Here is a 19,265-nt window from a genome sequence, read left to right as displayed (position 1 = left end):
TTTATTGAACGAATACCCCGTCCCAACTTGTCCCAGTAGTTGTAGCAATGGGCGAACTCGCAGCGAAATTGCGAGTTGTGAGCAATTCGGTCAACTGTCCAATTGCGCGGCGATGTGTTCCGCGATGGGCAGCGCCGAAGTCGCGGCCGGCGACGGCGCATTGAGGACGTGCACCGATCGCGGCGTGCGCTCGATCAGGAAATCGTGCACCAGCGTCCCGTCCCGCAGCACCGCCTGCGCCCGGATGCCCGCCTCCCGAGGCAGCAGATCCGCGGCCGTCAACTCCGGGCAGTAGCGTCGGCACTCGGCCAGATAACCCCGTTTGAACACCGAATTGCGCATCTCCCGCAAGCCGGTGCGCACGTTGTTCGCGGCCACCCGGTGAAAACCGCGGTAGCCCAGGATCTCCCGGGCATCCCGCCAGTTCACGCTGCCCTTGGCATAGCCCTCGCGGGCCAGGCCCAGCACGGCGTTCGGGCCGACCGTCAGATCGCCGTCGATGGTGGGGCTCAAATGCACACCCAGGAACGGCAATTCGGGATCCGGAATCGGATAGATGAGGGTGCGCACCAAATCCTTGCGGTGCGGCGGCAATTGGTAGTACTCGCCGCGGAACGGCACGATGCGCAGATCGATGTCCAGGCCCGCCAGCCGCGCCATCCGATCCGCCTGCAGGCCCGCGCACACCACCAGCCGCGCCGCCCGCCAGCTCCCGGACGGGCCGGAAACCGTTACGGCATCGGCTGTTTCGCTGATCGACGTGATCTCCGCACCCAGCACGATTTCGCCGCCGCCCGCGCGCACCTGCCGCGCCAGCTCCGCGGTGACGCGGGTGTAGTCGACGATGCCGGTGCCCGGCACGAACAGCGCGCCGACGCCGGTCACCCGGGGCTCGCGCCGCACCAGCTCGGCCGCGTCCAGCAACTCCACCTCGACGCCGTTGGTCACCGAGCGCTCGTAGAGCGCCAGCATTCGCGCCTGCTCCGCGGAATCGGTGGCCACCAGCAGTTTTCCGCACACCTGGAACGGAATATCGTGCGCGGCAGCGAACTCCTTGGTCAGTTCGGCACCGCGCACGCACAGCCGCGCCTTCAGGCTGCCGGGTTCGTAGTAGATCCCGGAGTGGATGACCCCGCTGTTGTGCCCGGTCTGATGGACGGCCAGCTCGCCCGCCTTCTCGACCAGCAGCAGGCTCGCGCCCGGATGCCGGTCGAGAATGCGGTGGGCCGTGGCCACCCCGACAATGCCGCCGCCGATCACGCAGTAGTCGTACACACCAGCGAGTCTCACACAGCGGTGGTGGCGGAGTCCTCCGGATGCACCGGCGCCGTCGTGGCGTCGCCGGTCACCGCCTGCCCGTCCTTGGACCCCTCCTCGTTGGCCGCAGTCGCCGCCGGAGCGGGATGCCGGGCCAGTTGCAGGCCGAGGTCGCCGATGGCCGGATCGGTGATGGTGAGCTTGACGTCGCCGCGGCGGGTGTCGAGCTCGGTGCGCACCTGGGTGGTGGCGCTCGGATCCGCGGTGAGGCCGAGCCGTTCCCCGATCGGGCCGGACAGCAGCCAGGAGCCGACGGCCGCGAAGACATTGGTGTCCACCGTGACCGTCAGCGAATTACGTTGCACCGGAAACACTTGCGCGCCCACGAAGGTGTCGCCGAGCCGCAGCTGCCCCGCGATGGGCGTGCTCGTGCCCGGCTCCGCCGGCCGGACGGGTGAAATTGTCGCCGGTGCACCGCGTTCCACTCCCCAGGTGTGGAAAAGGGTGTTCACCGAGGTGGTTTCGGCCACGGCCGCGATATCGACGGACAGCTCCCCGCCCTCGAGCTCGCGTTCGTAGGCCGGTCCGCCCGGGGCGGCCGGGACTGCGAAAATGTTGCCGGACTTCTGGGTTCCGGCGATCTCGTTGCTGATATAGGACCCGGCGGCAACGGTGAGCCCGATGCTCGCCATGGATGCGGTGACGACAGCGCTGTAACGGAGCACCTGTGACGTGCGCCGGAATGTCCGGGCAGCACTCGTCGCCGATTGATGCGACATGGTGGTGCGTTCCTTCCTCTCCCCTGTCCCCCTGCGCCTTTCGGACGCCACGACCCGCACCATTGAAAGTCGTACGCGCGTCCAGGTTACGGTGGCGCGCGGTAACACATGTCGTGGATGAGACCAGGATCACACCTACGCCATGAATGAAATCGAGAGGTTTCCGGCTGCGAAAGGCGGGGTAAATACGGAATAGCGGCGAGCGCCGACTCGACTGCCATCGAAGACCTCCGGCCAATGTCGTCCGGGTGGGCACCAGGCACGGCGCACCCACGGTAGGCGCTCGTCCGCTCCGTTCTTCAGGGTCGGAAAGTACTTTCCAGGGTCGGAGGCCGGGATCGACGGCAGGTCAGAGGAACTGGCCTGCCGTTCGGCCGCTTCCCGGGGGGCCGGCGAAAGCCTGTGCCAGACCCAGCCATTCGAGCGCATCCGCCCCGTGTACCGCCAGCGTGAGATCGTCGATGTGCCGGCGCTGGGTCACCAGCAGGCAGAAGTCCAAGGCGGGTCCGGTGATTCGCTGCGCGGCGGCCTCCGGGCCCCAGGTCCACAGGCTGCCATCCGGGGCGGTCAGTTCGATCCGGAATTCCTCCGCGGGCGCGCTGCGGCCGTGCGTCATATACGCGAAATTCCTTGTGCGCACGCCCAGATGGGCCACATGCCGCAGCCGCGGTGTGGGCGTGCGGGTGACGCCGAGCGCATCGGCGACGTCCTGCCCGTGCGCCCAGGTCTCCATGAGGCGCGCGGTGGCCATGGACGCCACGCTCATGGGCGGGCCGAACCACGGCAGCTTGGTGCCGGCGGGAACGCCGCGCAGCGCCTCGACCAGTGCGGTGCGTTCCGTGCGCCAGGCGGCGAGCAGTTCCGGCGCGGGAATGGTGGCGGCTTCCTCGGCGGCCTCGTCCACGAAGGTGAGCGCCTTCGGCAGGGCCGCTTCCACGAGTTTCTGGAATTCTCCGGCCTCGGTCGCGGCGATGGCGGCGACCTTGTCGGTCCAGTAGAGGTGCCCGATCTGATGGGCGATGGTCCATCCGGCCGCCGGGGTATCGGTCTGCCAGGCAGCCGGTTCCAGGTCGGCGACCAGCCGATCCAGCTCGTCGCCTTCGGCGGTCAGGTCGGCGAACAGTGCCTCGAGATCGGCCATTGGGCCAGCATTTCAGCCGCCCCAGAAAAATGCAAGCACGCGTGCTTGTATTTTCTGACGGGCAGGGGGCTCGGGGGTTTACCCCCGCTCCCCTTCTTTTCGGCTACCAGCCGAAGAGAACCAGGTGTACTCCGCCGACGACCAGGCCGAGCAGGGCTCCGTGCAGGTAGAGCAGCCAGGCGTCCTGTTCCACCGACGCGTAGAACATCTCCATGAACTCGCCCGGAGTCAGCTGCTGCAGCTTGCGCGCCGCGAACTCCTCGATCTTCTTGGCCTGTTCGGCCGCGAAGACCTCGTCCTCCACGAGGCTGGGCACCAGGTTCACCGCCGCGCCCGCCGCGCCGACCTTCAGATTGTCGAACTGCCGCTTGCCGAACGCGGCCCGCGCCATGGTGTGGGTGGGTCCGAGCTGCCGGTGGATCTCGTCGGCGATGAGCTTCTCCAGCATGAGCCGGGTCTTGTCGCCGTTCGGCCCCTCGAGCAGTTCGCGCGCCAGATTGGGCAGCGTCAGCACCTGATAGGCCAGGATGGTCGCGAGGTCGGCGGCGGCCTGCGGCTGCCGCTTGGCCAGCAGCGCCTGCTTCCACAGGTACTTGTAGCGCGGCTGCGGATCGCCGGGCTCGAAGACCACCTTCACGGCGATCATGTTCACGATGACGCCGATGGCGGCCGCCGCGGCCAGGATGACCAGCCAGCCCGGAATCCAGCCGATGATCGGAATGCTGTGGTGCACTTCCATGTACAGCGCCAGCAGCACGCCGAACGGTGCGCCCAGCAGGCCGACGCGGATCATGAACCGCAGTTCCGGCGCGGCGATGGTGGTGGTCAGATCCTTGAGGATCTCGGGGTTCTCGCGCAGGTAGCGGATGACGAAGCTCTTGATGTCGATGAGCTGGTCGACATTGTCACCGAGCTGTTCGAAGGAGCGGCGCGCGAGGTTCGGCAGTTCGCGTTCCACGCGCTGGTAGAGCACGTTCTTCACGGCCTTCGGAGCGACGGCCCACAGTTCGGGGTTCTCCCGCTTCATGATTCCGTCGACGATGGGCTCGACCTGTTTGCGCCCGATGGCGGCGATGTAGTCGGCGATGCCGTCCAGGTCGAGTTCGTGGATGAAGTCCTTGGGGCTGCCGATCCGCATGAGCGCCTTGTCCACGCAGATGCTGGCCATCTTCTCGGCGCGCGCGGGGATGAAGCCCTGGAAGCCGAACTGCCTGCCGTCCTCGGAGAAGATGGGCAGCACCTGCACGCGGCGCGGCAGGTACGGGTAGAGGATCTCGAGTCCCGGGATCCGGATGCCGCGAAAGTAGACCGGCCAGAACAACATCAGCACGCCGGTCCAGTTGGTGAGCAGGCCGGCGATGGCGCTGAAGACGGGGAAGCTGATGAGATCGACGACGAGTTTGGGCTGTCCGGTGAGTTGTTCCCAGTCCAGGAACATTCCCGACGCCACTGTCGTCATAGCTGGTCCCCCTATGGCCGAGCCGATGGTGAGAAATAATGCTCCCTAATGTCTCATATCGTGCAGGGTTTCACTCGACCGGCAATACTGGTCAACCGACCAACATGGAAGGGCTAGGGAGATCTCGATGACCGTCGACCGCCGTGGTTTTCTCGCAGGTGCGGCAGCCGCCGCAGGTGTCACCACCCTGGCCGCCGCCGGCCCCGCCTGGGCCGCACCCGTCCCCGCGGTGGCCGACGGCGTCCCCAAGTTCCCCTTCCCGACCGGCACGGACCTGCGCATCCTGGTCACCGGCGACGCCGGCACCGGAGCCCGCCCACAGTGGGCGGTGGCCGACGCGGCCCGCGCCCTCCATGCGCGCCAACCCTTCTCGCTGGCGCTGGGCCTCGGCGACAATGTCTACGAATCCGGCCCCTGGGCCGATGACGACGCCCAGTTCAAGGCCAAGTTCGAGGACCCCAACAACGGCCTCGACATCCCCTGGATCATGGTGCAGGGCAATCACGACAACAGCTCGATCCTGCCCGGCGACGGCGGCTGGCTGCTGCGCGGCGACCACGAGGTCGCCTATCACGCCCGCTCGGCCCGCTGGTGGATGCCGTCGCGCTACTACTCGGTCCGCATCCCGCACGAGCAGCCCATCGTCGAGTTCTTCATCCTCGACCTGAACCCGATCGCCGCCTACCTGCCCCCGCTGTTCAACGAATACTGGTCCGCCGGTGGCACTTTCATGACCGAGCAGGCCGCCTGGCTGGATCGCGCCCTGGCCGAGTCCCCCGCCAAGTGGAAGATCGCCCTCACCCACCACCCCTACCTGAGCAACGGCTCGCACGGCAATGCCGGTGAATACGACGGGGTGCCGATCGATCTCGTCAACGGCAGCGAGGTCAAGAAGTTCTTCGAGGCGCACGTCCTGGGCCGCTGCCAGTTCCTGCTCTCCGGCCATGACCACAATCTGCAGGTGCTCGAGCCCACCACGGACTGCAAGGGCACCCGCCAGATCATCTCCGGTGCCGCTGCGAAAACCAGCAGCGGCCACCCCGACCGCAACCCGGCGCTGTTCCAGACCTTCACCGACCTCGGCTTCATGGTCCTGGACCTGAACCCGTCATCGGCCGACCTGGGGGTCTACACGGTGGACCCGTCGAACCCCCAGCCCGTCAACGTCTTCCAGCGTCGCCTGGCCTGATTCCGTTGCGCTGGTTGCTCAAGGCTTGAGCACGATCCGAATCGGATTGCCCTCCTTGGCATCCAGCGCATGCACGGCCTTCGCGGCATCGGCGAGCGGCATGACCGCGCTCACCGACCGCGAGAAGTCCACCCGGTGCAGCCCCTGCAACTTCACCAGCTGCGTCACATGCTCCGGCTGCGACCCGTAATGCCCGCGCAACTGCTGCTGGAAGAAGCTGAATGCCGTCCCGCCGGTAATGGTGATCGGTTTGTCCGTGAGCCCGACCAGCACCAGCCGCCCCTGCGGCGCAAGACAAACCACCGCCTGCTCCCGCACGGCCGCCACACCCGCGAAGTCGAACGCGGCCGCCAGCCCGGTCCCCGTGGCCGCGAACACCTTCCGCCGCAGATCCGGATCAGCGGGATCGAACGCGAAGTCCGCCCCGAACTCCAGCGCCCGCTCCCGAGCCGCGGGCAGTGGATCCACCGCGATGATCGGCGCGGCCCCCACCATCCGCAACAACTGCACCCCATGCGCCCCCAGCCCGCCGACACCCCAAACCCCCACCGGTTCACCGGGTTTCACCTCGGCGGTGGCGGTGATCGCGGCCCACGGCGTGGAAACGGCATCCGGAATGAAGCAGGCCTGCTCGAACGGCAGATCATCCGGAATCGGCACCAGCGTGTCGACGCGGGCGAGCGTGTACTCCGCCCACCCGCCGTCGTAATCCACACCCCGCGTGTAGACCGCCGCCCCGCGAACCTCCCCCGCCTGCAACAGCACCCGATCGCCCACCTTGGCCGCGGTCACCCCCGGCCCGAGGGCGTGCACCGTGCCCGCCACCTCATGCCCCAGCGTGACCACGTCGCCCTTCAGGAACAGCGGCGAAAGCATCCCGTCGATGAGGTGCACATCCGACAGGCAGACCCCCGCGGCCTCCACCTTGATCAGTACCTGATCCGCCCCCGGCTCGGGCACCGGCACCTCGTCCAATTCCAGTCGTCGTTCTTTTCCGAGGTGCAGTCGCGCAGCGAGCATGATCATCGACTCCTAGTGGTGTACGGCACAGCCCAATCCCGCGCCATCGTATGACATCGGGCTGTGACCTGGGGAGTTTCGCTGGCGGCGAACGGGCGGAACAAGAGCGGCAAGGGGTGGGTTGAGTGGACATAGCTCAACCTTGGAAGGGGTCGAAGAGTGACTACATCTCAGAACCTGCCGGTCCTGTTCCTGACCGATCCGATCGTGCTCCCGGGCATGGTGGTGCCGGTCGAGCTGGACGAGTCCGCGCAGGCCGCAATCGATGCCGCGCGTGCCGGGAAGGTCAACCAGGTGTTGGTCGCGCCTCGGCTCGACGAGGGGTACGCCACCTACGGCGTCGTCGCCACCATCGAACAGGTGGGTCGGATGCGCGGGGGTGCGCCGGCGGCCGTGTTGAAGGCCGAGGAGCGCGCGAAGATCGGGCACGGGGTGACCGGGCCGGGCGCCGCGCTGTGGGTGGAGGCGGAGGCCGTCGAGGTCCCCGCCGCCGACGGCAAGACCAAAGAGCTTGCGGCGGAATACAAGAAGCTGGTCGTGGCCGTGTTGCAGCGGCGGGAGGCGTGGCAGGTCATCGACGCGGTGAACCAGCTGCAGGATCCTTCCGCGCTGGCCGATGCGGCCGGGTGGGCTTCCTACCTGAGCAATGCCGAGAAGCGGGAGCTGCTCGAAACCGTCGATACCGCAACGCGTTTGAGCAAGCTGATCGAGTGGACCAAGCAACACATCGCCGAGACGGAGATCTCGGAGAAGATCAGTGAGGATGTGCGCGAGGGCGTCGAGAAGACGCAGCGGGAGTTCCTGCTGCGGCAGCAGTTGAACGCGATCCGCAAGGAGCTGGGTGAGGACGAGCCCGACGGGGCCGAGGACTACCGCGCCCGGGTCGAGAACGCCGAGCTGCCGGACGATATCCGGGAGGCGGCGCTGCGCGAGGTCGGGCGGCTGGAGCGGTCCAGCGATCAGAGCCCGGAGTCGGGCTGGATCCGCACCTGGCTGGATACCGTCCTGGAACTGCCGTGGACGGTGAAAACCGAGGACAGCACCGATGTTTCGGCCGCGCGCGCCGTGCTGGACGCCGACCACCACGGGCTGGACGAGGTGAAGGACCGCATGGTCGAGTACCTGGCGGTGCGGGCCCGGCGGGCCGCGCGCAACCTGGAGGTCGTGGGCGGTCGCGGCTCCGGCGCGGTGCTGGTGCTGGTGGGTCCGCCCGGTGTGGGCAAGACCTCGCTGGGTGAGTCCGTGGCTCGTGCGCTGGGCCGCAAGTTCGTGCGGGTCGCCCTGGGTGGCGTGCGCGACGAGGCGGAGATCCGCGGGCACCGGCGCACCTACGTCGGCGCCCTGCCGGGTCGGATCGTGCGCGCCATGAAGGAGGCGGGTTCGATGAATCCCGTTGTCCTGCTGGACGAGATCGACAAGGTCGGCTCCGACTTCCGGGGTGATCCGGCGGCGGCGCTGCTCGAGGTGCTGGACCCCGCGCAGAACCACACCTTCCGCGACCACTACCTGGACCTGGACCTGGATCTGTCGGACGTGCTGTTCATCGCGACCGCGAACGTCATGGAGACGATTCCCGGCCCGCTGCTGGACCGCATGGAGCTGATCACGGTCGACGGCTACACCGAGGCCGACAAGGTGGCCATCGCCCGCGACTTCCTGGTCCCGCGCCAGCTGGAGCGCAATGCCCTGACGGCGGAGGAGGTTTCGGTCACCGACGCCGCCCTGCGCGAGATCGCCGCCAACTACACCCGGGAAGCCGGCGTGCGGCAGATGGAGCGCCTGGTCGCCAAGGCCCTGCGCAAGGCAGCCACCAAACTGTCCGAGCAGGCCGACCTGGCCGACGCCGAAAGCCGCGTCATAGCAGGTGAATTCGTGCCGCAGCCCGAATCCCTGGGCTACGACGAGGATCTCGGCTACGACGAGGTCGCGCGCACCGGTTCCCTGGTCATCGACCTGCCGGACCTGAAGGAGTACCTGGGCCGCCCCCGCTTCACCCCGGATTCGGTGGAACGCACCGCGGTCCCCGGTGTCGCAACGGGTTTGGCGGTGACCGGCGCGGGCGGCGACGTCCTCTACATCGAGGCCAATGCCGCCGAGGGCGACCGCTCCCTGACCCTCACCGGTCAGCTGGGCGACGTCATGAAGGAGTCCGCGCAGATCGCCCTGACCTACGTCCGCTCCCACCTGGAGGAGATCGGCATCGAGCCGAAGGTGCTGGATCGCAATATCCACATCCACTTCCCGGCAGGCGCGGTCCCGAAGGACGGCCCGTCGGCCGGCGTCACCATGGTCACGGCCCTGGTGTCCCTGGCCCTGGGCCGCCAGGTCCGCTCCGATGTCGGCATGACCGGCGAGGTCACCCTCAACGGCCGTGTCCTCCCCATCGGCGGGGTCAAGCAAAAGCTCCTGGCAGCCCAGCGAGCCGGCCTGAAGACCGTCTTCATCCCGGCCCGCAACGAGCCCGACCTGGACGAGGTCCCCACCGAAGTCCTGGCCGCCCTGGACGTCCGCCCCGTCGCCGACGTGGCAGAAATCCTGGCCTACGCCATCGAACCGGTCGCCGAACCGGCCTACTCCGGCCCGGCCCTCAGCGCCACCGCATAACCCAACCCGAGAAGCCGTGCACGCTCCCCGAGCATGCACGGCTTCCGCATAGGAGGGTGCTGCAGCAGAATGTATTCCGTGAACTGGTGGCGCGAGTACAAGTCGCGGCGGGAAACCGCCTACCTGCTCAGCACTCCTGCAAACACTCGCCACCTGCTCGAGTCGATCGCACAGTCAGAACGTTCGCTACCGTCGGGCGAACATGTTTCACATGAAACGAAACCTGCAGAGGCTGAGGGCATCTCGTAGAGTCGGCCTGTGATTGCAGTTGCCACCTGGAATGTCCTCCACCGCGTCCATGCCGACAACTACGCCGGTGACACTGTCGAGCGGTGGCCACGCGAGGCGGATCGGATCGCGTCCGTCGCTGCAGCAATTGCTCAGCTTCCGGAGCGGGTGATTGCGCTGCAGGAGGTCAGCGGCGATCAGGTGGAGAGTCTTCGTGAGGCGCTGCCGGACCGGACGGTTCATGTGCTGCGCTATCCGCGTGTTCCGACGCCACGACGCCTGCCTGATCCGCTCCGGGACCGTTCGGAGAATCTCGTGATCGTCAGCGATGGGTCGAGCAAGGTGGTGGCGGCCGAGAATTTCGCCAATGATCGCGGGAATGGGCTTCTCGCTGTGGAATTCGAGGATCTACTGGTTGTTGCGACGCATGTGAGCGGTGATGAGCGGCGGGAGAGCCAGTTCGTGCGGCTCGCCGAGGTGGTAGCGGATCGGCGGGCAGTGCTGCTCGGGGACTTCAATGTCGATCGGGGCACCGTGGCGGCGGCGCTCGGCGGGGACTTCGAGGTTGCCGAGTTTCCTGCCGATTCGATTCCGACCAGGCCGCGCACCTCCGGGACGAAGTCGCAGTTCATCGACCATGTGGCGGGGCGCGGAGTTACGGTGCGGGACTTGGTGGTCGAGGATGTGGCCGGGGTGTCCGACCACAATCTCGTGCGGGCGGTGGTGGGCTAGAACTCGCCTGCCACGCCGAGGACGGTGCGGCCGGAGTGGGTGCCTTCGAGGATGGAGCGCAGTACCGATTCGGCTTCGGTGATGGGGGCGTAGTTCTCCAGGAGGGAGAGGTGCTGGGGTTTCAGGTCCTTGGCGAGGCGGGCCCACAGGTCGCGGCGTTTGGCGATGGGGAAGTGGGCGGAGTCGATGCCGAGCAGGGAGACGCCGCGCAGGATGAAGGGCATGACCGTGGTGGGGACGGACGGGCCGCCGGTGAGGCCCGAGACCGCCACCGCGCCACCGTAGTTGGTGGTGGAGAGGATGTGGGCGAGGGATTCGCCGCCCACGCTGTCGACGGCGGCGGCCCACTGGGATTTGCCGAGGGGGCGGAGTTTCTCGCCCTCGGCGGGGAGGCGGCCGATGACCGTTTTCGCGCCGAGGGTTTCGAGGAGTTCGGTGGCGCCGATCTTGCCGGTGGAGGCGATCACCTCGAAGCCGAGGCCCGCCAGGATGTCGACCGCCACCGTGCCCACGCCGCCGGTGGCGCCGGTGACCAGGACCGGGCCGTCGGAGGTGGTGAGGCCGTGGTCGAGCAGCGCCTGCACGCTCATGGCGGCGGTGAAGCCGGCGGTGCCGAGGGCGGCCGCTTCACGCGGGGTGAGGCCGTCGAGTTTCACCACCCATTCGCCCGGAACCTTGGCGTATTCGGTGAATCCGCCGTGGTGGGCGACGCCGATGTCGTAGCCGTGCGCGACCACCAGATCGCCGGGCGCGAAATCGGGGTCCTCGGATTCGACGACTTCGCCGGTGAGATCGATGCCGGGGATGATCGGGTACGCGCGCACCACGCCGCCGCGCGGGGTGATGGCGAGCCCGTCCTTGTAGTTGGCGCTCGAATACTGCACCCTGATCGTCACATTGCCGGGGCCGAGGAAGTCGTCGCCGACCGTCTCGCGCACGAGCGTGATCCCGCTGTCTGTTTCGTGTGCCACCATCGCCTGGAACTCCATGGACCGAGCATAGGTGCCGATGCGCTGGTCACGATGTTCTTCGGCCACGAATCCCCGGCAGCACCGCCTGCCCGCGGCCCCGGTGGACGTCGGTATTCCCGAATCCCTGACGGGCTGAAAACCCTTGCCTCAGGCGAACTTCGGGGCCCGCTTGGCAACGAAGGCGGCGATGCCCTCCTGGCCGTCGGCGGACCGCGCGCAGCTGGTGATGAACTGGGCTTCGGTGTTCAGCTGCTCTTCGAGGGTGTGCTGTGAAGACACCAGCAGCAGCTTCTTCACGTGCGCGTTGGACAGCTTCGGCCCGGCGGCGAACTGCTGGGCCAGGGTCTCGACGGTGGTGGTGAGCTCGTCGTCGGCGACCACCTGGTGCAGCAGGCCCCAGTCGAGGGCGTCGGCGGCGGTCAGCACGCGGTTGGTGAGCATGAGGTCCTGTGTCTTGCGCAGCCCGATGAGCCGCGGCAGGTAGTAGGACGCGCCGCCGTCGGGGTTCAGCCCGACCTTGGTGTAGGCCATGGTGAACGAGGCGGATTCGGCGGCGACCACCAGGTCACCGGCGACCGCGAGGCTGAGTCCCGCACCGGCCGCGGTGCCGTTCACGCCGACGATGAGCAGCGCGTCCATTCGCGCGAACGAGGAGACGGCGTGGTGCAGCGTGGCGGCCAGCTTCTCGATGAACTCGCCGGTGTCGGGGCTGTCGGCCATGGCGCGCACATCGCCGCCGGCGGAGAAGAACCGTCCGGCGCCGGTCAGCACGACCACCTTGATCGCCGGATCTTCCGAGCAGTACGCGGCGGCCCGTGCCAGCTCGTCGGCGAGCGCCTGGTCGATGCCATTGGCGGCCTTGGGCCGGTTGAGGGTGATGCGGGCAATGGGCCCGTTGTGCTCGAACAGGATGTTCTCGTAGTCGCTCATCCGCGGCTGCCTTCCGTCGCAATGTCTGGCCCCAGCATGACAAATTCGACTCGCACCCCGAGCAGCCGGATGGGCCGATCCAGCTCGAAGGCGTGCAGCACAGTGAGCGCGGTCTGCACGATCTCGTCGACATCGGTGCAGGCCCTGGGCAGTTTCTTCTGTTTGGTGCGGGTGAAGAAGGTCTTGGTGCGCACGGTGACTCCGACGCGTCCGATGGCGCGTCCTTCGGCGAAGGTCTCCTCCGCCGCCTGGGTGGCCAATCGCGTGACCGCGTCGTCGATGTCGGCGATCTCGGTCAGGTCGGCGGGAAACGTCTCGGATCGACTGCGCCCCACCGGTTCTCGCGGCGCCGAGATATCGGTGTCACCCCCGCCGTGCCCGAGCACCCAGAAGTACGGCCCGGTATTGGGCCCGAATTCGGCTGCGAGCATGTCCCGGTCGGCGGCGGCGAGTTCGCCGACGGTTTCGATTCCCAAGGCGCTCAACCGTTTCGCGATACGCGCACCCACGCCCCAGAGCGCGGTGGTGGGCCGATGGTTCATGAGCTCGGCCCAGTTGTCCGAGGTCAGCCGGAAGGTTCCGGTTCCGGGGTTCGCCTGATCGCCGGTCTTGCCGACCGCCTTCGCGAACCCGGTGGCGAGTTTGGCGCGAGTCTTGTTGTCCCCGATGCCGACCGCGCAGGTGAGATCCAATTCCGCTATGGCACTTCGGATTTCCTGAGCCAGGCGTTCGGGATCATCGGTGTCGACCGCCAGGAAGGCTTCGTCGAATCCGAGCACCTCCACACGCCCGGGGAAGGTCCGCAGCAGCTCCATGATCTCCTCGGACGCCTCGGCGTAGGTGGTCAGGTCCTGCGGCAGGAACACCCCGTCCGGGCAGACCCGCGCCGCCGTGCGCAGCGGCATTCCGGCGCGTACGCCGTAGGCCCGCGCCGGATACGACGCGCAGGACACCACCTTGCGGGGTTCGGCGGGATCGCCGTTCCCGCCCACGATGACCGGTTGCCCGCGCAGCTCCGGATGCCGCCGGAATTCCACCGCGGCCTGGAATTGGTCGAGGTCGACGTGCAGGAGCCAACGCCTCACCCCTCCGTCATACCGCATGGTCTGGATGAAATGCCGGAATTCGGGGTGGTCGAACCGGAACGACTCAGCGGGTGTGCGATCGCTTCAGCCACGCCCACGGCGACCGGTAGCGGTACCGGGCCTTGACCGCGCCGGAGTTCACCTTGCCCTCGACCCGCAGTATCGGCGCGCCCGGAAAGTGCGGCAGTTTCACGCGATTCACCACGCTGCCACTGCCGCACTGCACCCGATCGAGGTCGACGCGCCATCCGCGCGGCACGATCAGCACGACCGCTCCGGAACCGATCTCGACCTTCACGGTGATTTGCCGGCGTGCGCAGTAGGCATTGTTGAAGTCGATGTGGATGGTGCCGGAACCGCACTCGGCGGTGAGCCGATCCGGCACCTCCCACTGTCCGTCCACCCGCTTGGTGCCGCTGCCCACGCGCAGGTCCAGCGTCTCGGCATTGTGATCCGGCAGATCCGCTGTGACAGCGGACAATTCGGCGTTGGTGCGGGCCGCGTAGACCGCACCGAGGCGCCGGTCCAGTTCCATGAGGTCCAGTCGTCCCTCGCCGACCGCGTGCTGTAGTCGCCGCGCCGTGAGCGTCCGTTCGAGGTCGTCGATGCGCACCGCAGCCGTCGACCGCTTCTCGTTGGACTGGGACACCAGAGCTCCTCCCCTGAAAACAACCAGGCAATCAACCTCAGGATTGCCACGGGGAGTTGAATTATGTCTGACTGCAGGATATTTCGGACGTCCGGACTCTAACGGTACGGTCACGGTTGGACATTCGTTCAGTGACGTCCCAGGTAGACGGTGGTCGCGCCCAGCAGGTAAACATCTTCGCGCGCACCGATATACGCGTCGGAGGACGGATCGAGCAGCGTACCGACGGCCGTACGATCGTCCGCATCCAACCGCTCGGCGGTCCGCTCCAGAAGCCAGACGAGCCATGCGGTCACCGAGGCGCGCACCTCCGGCGACACCGGGGCGGGATGGTCGGTGACCACGCTGAAGGAGGTCACCTCGGAGAGCCCGGCCTTGGTCAGCGCCACATTCCAGCCGTAGGGCATGCGCACCGAACCGTCGATCTCGGCGCGCATCTGCGCGAAGCCCGCATCGCGGGCGGCCAGCAGGCGATCCTGCAGGCCGGGTGCGCCGACACCGAGATCCCAAGGCAGGCAACGGGTCTGCAGCCCGCCCTCGGCGAGGGCCAGCCAGCCGCCGGGCCGCACCAGGCGGGCCAGGCGCGAGGTGCCGGCCTGCTGGTCGGGCAGGTGATGCACCATGCGGGAGGCCCAGACCAGATCGGTCAGCGGCACCACGTCGAAGATCTCGTCGGAGGCGGCGTCGACGCGGACGGTGTCGACCTTCACTCGATCGTCGCCGTTCAGGGCTGTCAGCACCGCCTCGCGCGCGGCTTCGAGGAGTTCCGGGACCGCGTCGGCGATGACGAGCCGGCCGCCGCCGCGCCGCGCGAGTTCGAGGGCGAAGGCGACGCTCTGGCCGCCCGCGCCCGCGCCGATATCGAGGACGGTGGGCTGATCGTTCTCAGGGGTGAGCAGTCCGACCAGTCGCTCCGCGATCTGCGCCTGGGTGGCGGCCTCGATGGAGTCGTCCTGGCGCAGCCGCTCGAGCATGGTGGACCAGTCGATGTTGTCGTGGGTGTGCCCATGCCCATGCCCGTGGCTGTGACCGTTGCCGTGCTGGTGACCGTGCGAATGTCCGTGCGAGTGCGTTCCCATGGGAACGACGCTAGCTCGGCCCACCGAGACGTCGGCAAGTTCTTTTGCCGATTCGGCAAACGTGTCGGCTCACTCGGGCTGGAGATGGGCGAGCAGCAGCTTGATGAGCAGCACCGGTGTCACCCAGACCAGGGCCGCGGGCAGTCCGATCGGAGCCAGCATGGCGAGCGTCACCCACGCGAAGGCCACCGGTTTGCGCAGCCGCACCGGCGCGGCCAGCACCGCGACCGCTCCGCCGAGCGCCAGGGCGTACACGAATCCCGCTGCGGCCCAGCCGAATCCCGGCACCACGAGGGCGAGCAGGAACGGCTGCACATGAATCGCGACGAACCCCAGGTGATGCCACCGCGTGCGCCCCGGCCGATGGAAATGCCGTTTCGCCGCCGACGTCGAATTCACCACGGCCCCACCACACAGATCGAAGGCCACAAGCGCGATCACCGCGACGGCGAGTCCGGGCAGCTCCGCGTCGAGGGCGAGCAGCACGGCACCGATGGCTCCCGCCGCGGCGGTGAGGTAGCAGGCGAGACTCTCCCCCGTGGTCGCGCCGGGCGCGATGAGCCGTTCGTTGAGGGTCAGGGTGGTCATGTTCGCTCCCGCAGTCCGTCGATGCAGATGTCCAGAATCGGTTGTGCCAGTTCGCCTACCGGGACCTCGGGATCGACCAGCCATTGCAGCAGCACGCCCTCGATGACGCCGACGATCACGGTGGCGTGTGCTTCGCCCAGATCGGGCCGGATCTCGCGCAGCAACCCGGTGATGAGTACGCGATGCTCCTGATAGACCTCGCGCATGTAGTCGGTGGCCCACAGGTCCAGCAGGATCCGGGCGTGGTCCGGAGTCGTGGCCAGTGCGCCGAGCACTTCGCGCACCAGCGTGGCGAAGCGGTCCAGCGGCGGTGCGTCGCTCTCCAGGATCCGGCGCACGATGGCCTGCGAATCTCCGCTGTACTGCTCGAATGCCGCGGCCAGCAAGGCATCTCGGCTGTCGAAGTACAGGTAGACGCTGCCCTTGGCGATGCCGGCTTCGGTGGCGACATCGTCTATTCGGGAGGCGGCGAAGCCTTTTCGGGCGAAGACCCGCACGGCCGCAGCCAGGATCTCCTGTCGCCGTGCGGTCTTGTCGACCCTCTTCGGTGACATGCGCACCTCGCTTATTATGACTGACTGTTCAGTCATAATAAGCCGCGAAAAGAAAGCCGCACAAGAGCGAAAAACCTTGCTCCCGTGCGGCTTCCGGTGATCTCAGGCCGCTGCCGGCGTGCTGTCGTCGGCGAACTGGGTCCGGTACAGCTCCGCGTACCGGCCACCCGCCGCCAGCAGCTGGGTGTGCGTGCCGCGTTCCACCACGGTGCCGTGCTCGAGCACCACGATCTGATCCGCGTTCCGAATCGTCGACAGGCGGTGCGCGATGACCAGCGCGGTCCGGCCGTCGAGCGCCTCGGCCAGCGCCTCCTGCACCGCTGCCTCGGAGGTCGAGTCCAGGGAGGCGGTGGCCTCGTCCAGGATCACCACGCGCGGTTGCTTGAGCAGCAGCCGGGCAATGGTGAGCCGCTGCCGCTCGCCGCCGGAGAGCCGGTAGCCGCGTTCGCCGACCACGGTGTCCAAACCGTCGGGCAGCGCGGAGATCAGCTCGAACAGGCGGGCGCGGCGCAGCGCGTCCCACAGCTCGTCCTCGGTGGCCTCGGGCCGGGCCAGCAGCAGGTTGGCGCGAATGGTGTCGTGGAACAGATGCCCGTCCTGGGTGACCAGGCCGACGGTGTCCTGAATGGAACGCCCGGTCAACTCGCGCACATCGGTGCCGCCGAGCCGCACGGACCCGGAATCCACGTCGTAGAGGCGCGAAACCAGTTGGGCGATGGTGGATTTCCCCGCGCCGGAGGAGCCGACCAGGGCCACCAGCTGCCCGGGTTCGGCGCGCAGCGACACACCGTGCAGCACCTCTTCGCCGCCGCGGGTGTCCAGCGTGGCCACATCCTCCAGCGAGGCGAGCGACACCTTGTCGGCGGACGGGTAGCCGAAGCGCACGTGGTCGAGCTCCACCGCGACCGGACCCTCCGGCACCGGCTTCGCCTCCGGCGCGTCCTCGATGAGCGGCTTCAGATCCAGGATCTCGAAGACCCGCTCGAAGCTCACCATGGCCGACATGACATCCACGCGCGCACTGGCCAGCGCCGTGAGCGGTGAGTACAGCCGGGTCAGCAGCAGTGAAAGCGCCACCACCGCACCGGGATCCAGCTGCCCGCGCAGTGCCATGTAGCCGCCGAGCCCATAGACGAGCGCCAGGGCCAGCGCCGACACCAGCGTGAGCGCGGTGACGAACACGGTCTGCAGCATGGCCGTGCGAACGCCGATATCGCGTACTCGCCCTGCGCGCGTGGCGAATTCGGCGGATTCCTGCTGCGGGCGGCCGAACAGCTTCACCAGGGTGGCGCCGGGCGCGGAGAAACGCTCGGTCATCTGCGTGCTCATGGCCGCGTTCAGACCGGACGCCTCGCGCTGAATTCCGGCCAGCCGCTCCCCCATCCGCCGGGCGGGCAGCACGAACACCGGCAGCAGGACCAGGGCCAGCAGCGTGATCTGCCAGGACAGGCGCAGCATCACCACGAGGGTGAGCGCCAGCGTGACCACGTTGGTGACCACACCGGACAGGGTGGAGCTGAAGGCCCGCTGCGCGCCGATCACGTCATTGTTGAGCCGGCTGACGAGTGCGCCGGTCCGGGTGCGGGTGAAGAACGCCACCGGCATGCGCTGCACGTGATCGAAGACGGCGGTGCGCAGATCGAAGATCAGGCCCTCGCCGATGCGGGCCGACAGCCAGCGAATGACCAGCCCGAGACCCGCATCCAGCACCGCGACCACGGCGATGATCGCCGCGAGCACGACCACCGTACGCGCCGGCCCGCCGCCGACGATGGTGTCCACGACCCGCCCGGCCAGCACCGGTGTGGCGACCGCCAGCAGCGCCGACCCGATGCTCAGCACCAGGAACCACGCCAGCCGCCGATGGTGCCGCCGCGCGAACGCCAGAATCCGCTTGGCCGTGGCCAGCCGCAGTGGACGCTGCTCGGTGGGCGCGTTCATCTGCCGGTACAGCTGATTCCACGCCACGGATTCCATACTCATCCCGCACTCCTCACCGCTCGGAGTCTCATCGAACCCCGGACCACCGACAGTAAGACCTCAACAAAGGTTGAGGGCAAGTGCTTCCGACCGGACCGTTGGTTCGCTGTTGGTGAACAATTGGCCGGATATCGGACCGTGTGCTGAAACAACGTTCGGCACAAAGGAACTCATCATGTCCCTCCGTTCTCGCCTGGCCGGTCTGGCCGGAATCGGCCTGCTCGCCTTCGCATCCACCCTGGCCGGGAGCACTCCCGCACAGGCCGCCACCGGGTACGAGCGCTGCCCCACCGGCTGGATCTGCCTCTTCGATCGGCCGGACGGCGAGGGCACGATGAAGAAGTTCGCCATCGGCTCCGCCAACCTTGCGGAATGGGGCGCCGAGGATTTCACTCGCTCCCTCTACAACCGCACCGGCGCGGAAGTCAGCTTGTTCACCGACCGCAACTACAAGGGCATCAGCTACGCCATCCAGCCCAATGATCAGCTCGACGACACCCCGGACTTCGACATCAGCTCACTGACCGTGCACAACGACCACGCCGTCGGCTACAACCAGTGCCCCGACACCTGGGTCTGCCTGTTCGACGGCCCCAACGCCACCGGCAACATGTACAAGTTCAAGATCGGCAGCCTGGACCTGCGTCAATGGAACGCCGACAACAAGGCCGTCTCCATGCGCAACCGCTCCGGCAAGGAAGTCAACCTCTACGAGGACTACAACTACGCGAGCTGGGCGTACACCTACGCCGGCCACGACGCCGTGTACAACGGCTACCAGCTGCCGAGCGGTACGAGCTCGATCAAGGTCGGATAGCCCGAACTCTTCGGGGGTTCTCAGGGGCTTCGCCCCCGAACCCCCTGGGGTGGGCAGGGCTTCGGACTCCAGCCGACCTCGTCGGGCCGGTGAACCGAGTGCCATTGCAGTATCGACCCGTCGAGCCGCTTGGGCGGCTGGCTGGGTTCGTGTTGGATCTGGTGGGCCCGGGTCACTCCGGGGCCTTGGACGCGGCATCTAGG

The 19,265-nt window shown here is 67.6% G+C and carries 17 protein-coding genes; 4 read left to right on the top strand and 13 right to left on the bottom strand.

The features are described 5' to 3' along the window. Window positions 1-90 precede the first annotated feature (90 nt). The 4 genes from lhgO to H0264_RS01000 form a co-directional block, all read right to left on the bottom strand. The gene (gene lhgO, locus H0264_RS01015; RefSeq protein WP_231083772.1) at window positions 91-1,290 is read right to left on the bottom strand and encodes an L-2-hydroxyglutarate oxidase; all 1,200 of its coding nucleotides are present in this window, start codon (window positions 1,288-1,290) and stop codon (window positions 91-93) included. Then, on the bottom strand, window positions 1,287-2,036 hold the full coding sequence (locus tag H0264_RS01010) for a hypothetical protein (protein ID WP_181582215.1): 750 nt from the start codon (window positions 2,034-2,036) through the stop codon (window positions 1,287-1,289). Before H0264_RS01010 ends, lhgO begins: the two co-directional genes overlap by 4 nt. 349 nt (window positions 2,037-2,385) lie before the next feature. Then, a complete protein-coding gene (locus H0264_RS01005) occupies window positions 2,386-3,177 on the bottom strand; it encodes a TIGR03084 family metal-binding protein (protein ID WP_181582214.1) in 792 nt (263 codons plus the stop codon). 103 nt (window positions 3,178-3,280) lie between these two features. After that, window positions 3,281-4,636 (bottom strand): DUF445 domain-containing protein, encoded by a 1,356-nt coding sequence (locus H0264_RS01000; RefSeq protein ID WP_181582213.1) that lies wholly within the window; start codon window positions 4,634-4,636, stop codon window positions 3,281-3,283. 127 nt (window positions 4,637-4,763) lie between these two features. On the opposite strand from H0264_RS01000, the gene H0264_RS00995 reads away from it, so the two are divergent. Continuing rightward, on the top strand, window positions 4,764-5,825 hold the full coding sequence (locus H0264_RS00995) for a metallophosphoesterase (protein WP_181582212.1): 1,062 nt from the start codon (window positions 4,764-4,766) through the stop codon (window positions 5,823-5,825). Window positions 5,826-5,843: 18 nt separating this feature from the next. Here H0264_RS00995 and H0264_RS00990 read toward each other — a convergent pair whose 3' ends face one another. Then, window positions 5,844-6,851 carry a zinc-binding dehydrogenase gene (locus tag H0264_RS00990; protein ID WP_181582211.1) on the bottom strand — a complete coding sequence of 336 codons (1,008 nt, stop codon included), beginning with the start codon at window positions 6,849-6,851 and terminating at the stop codon, window positions 5,844-5,846. A 213-nt stretch (window positions 6,852-7,064) separates the two neighbouring features. Here H0264_RS00990 and lon point away from each other — a divergent pair, with 213 nt between their 5' ends. Then, window positions 7,065-9,449 carry an endopeptidase La gene (lon, locus tag H0264_RS00985; protein WP_244976226.1) on the top strand — a complete coding sequence of 795 codons (2,385 nt, stop codon included), beginning with the start codon at window positions 7,065-7,067 and terminating at the stop codon, window positions 9,447-9,449. Between the two features lie 258 nt (window positions 9,450-9,707). Further along, the gene (locus H0264_RS00980; RefSeq protein ID WP_181582209.1) at window positions 9,708-10,409 is read left to right on the top strand and encodes an endonuclease/exonuclease/phosphatase family protein; all 702 of its coding nucleotides are present in this window, start codon (window positions 9,708-9,710) and stop codon (window positions 10,407-10,409) included. Here the strand turns inward: H0264_RS00980 and H0264_RS00975 are convergent. From H0264_RS00975 to H0264_RS00940, 8 genes are all read right to left on the bottom strand, one after another. Then, the gene (locus tag H0264_RS00975) at window positions 10,406-11,398 is read right to left on the bottom strand and encodes an oxidoreductase (protein ID WP_181582208.1); all 993 of its coding nucleotides are present in this window, start codon (window positions 11,396-11,398) and stop codon (window positions 10,406-10,408) included. The genes H0264_RS00980 and H0264_RS00975 overlap by 4 nt on opposite strands. A 129-nt stretch (window positions 11,399-11,527) precedes the next feature. Continuing rightward, entirely contained in the window at window positions 11,528-12,310 is a 783-nt protein-coding gene (locus H0264_RS00970) for an enoyl-CoA hydratase/isomerase family protein (RefSeq protein ID WP_181582207.1), read from the bottom strand. Next, the gene (locus H0264_RS00965; protein WP_181582206.1) at window positions 12,307-13,395 is read right to left on the bottom strand and encodes a DNA polymerase IV; all 1,089 of its coding nucleotides are present in this window, start codon (window positions 13,393-13,395) and stop codon (window positions 12,307-12,309) included. Before H0264_RS00965 ends, H0264_RS00970 begins: the two co-directional genes overlap by 4 nt. 64 nt (window positions 13,396-13,459) lie before the next feature. After that, window positions 13,460-14,044, bottom strand: a complete 585-nt coding sequence (locus H0264_RS00960; RefSeq protein ID WP_181582205.1) for a DUF1707 SHOCT-like domain-containing protein — start codon at window positions 14,042-14,044, stop codon at window positions 13,460-13,462. A 128-nt stretch (window positions 14,045-14,172) separates the two neighbouring features. Beyond that, window positions 14,173-15,123, bottom strand: coding sequence for a class I SAM-dependent methyltransferase (locus tag H0264_RS00955; RefSeq protein WP_181582204.1), 951 nt, complete (start codon window positions 15,121-15,123; stop codon window positions 14,173-14,175). 69 nt (window positions 15,124-15,192) lie between these two features. Beyond that, window positions 15,193-15,711 carry a hypothetical protein gene (locus H0264_RS00950; protein ID WP_181582203.1) on the bottom strand — a complete coding sequence of 173 codons (519 nt, stop codon included), beginning with the start codon at window positions 15,709-15,711 and terminating at the stop codon, window positions 15,193-15,195. Further along, entirely contained in the window at window positions 15,708-16,265 is a 558-nt protein-coding gene (locus H0264_RS00945) for a TetR/AcrR family transcriptional regulator (protein ID WP_181582202.1), read from the bottom strand. Before H0264_RS00945 ends, H0264_RS00950 begins: the two co-directional genes overlap by 4 nt. Window positions 16,266-16,367: 102 nt before the next feature. Continuing rightward, complete coding sequence (locus H0264_RS00940; RefSeq protein ID WP_181582201.1) at window positions 16,368-18,248, bottom strand: ABC transporter ATP-binding protein; 1,881 nt, start codon at window positions 18,246-18,248, stop codon at window positions 16,368-16,370. Between the two features lie 172 nt (window positions 18,249-18,420). Here H0264_RS00940 and H0264_RS00935 point away from each other — a divergent pair, with 172 nt between their 5' ends. Next, window positions 18,421-19,062 carry a peptidase inhibitor family I36 protein gene (locus H0264_RS00935; RefSeq protein ID WP_181582200.1) on the top strand — a complete coding sequence of 214 codons (642 nt, stop codon included), beginning with the start codon at window positions 18,421-18,423 and terminating at the stop codon, window positions 19,060-19,062. The last annotated feature ends 203 nt before the right edge of the window (window positions 19,063-19,265 follow it).

The sequence above is a fragment of the Nocardia huaxiensis genome, assembly GCF_013744875.1.
Lineage (GTDB): Bacteria > Actinomycetota > Actinomycetes > Mycobacteriales > Mycobacteriaceae > Nocardia > Nocardia huaxiensis.
The sequence above is the reverse complement of the archived record's forward strand: the minus strand, read 5'-3'. Positions and strand labels throughout refer to the sequence as shown.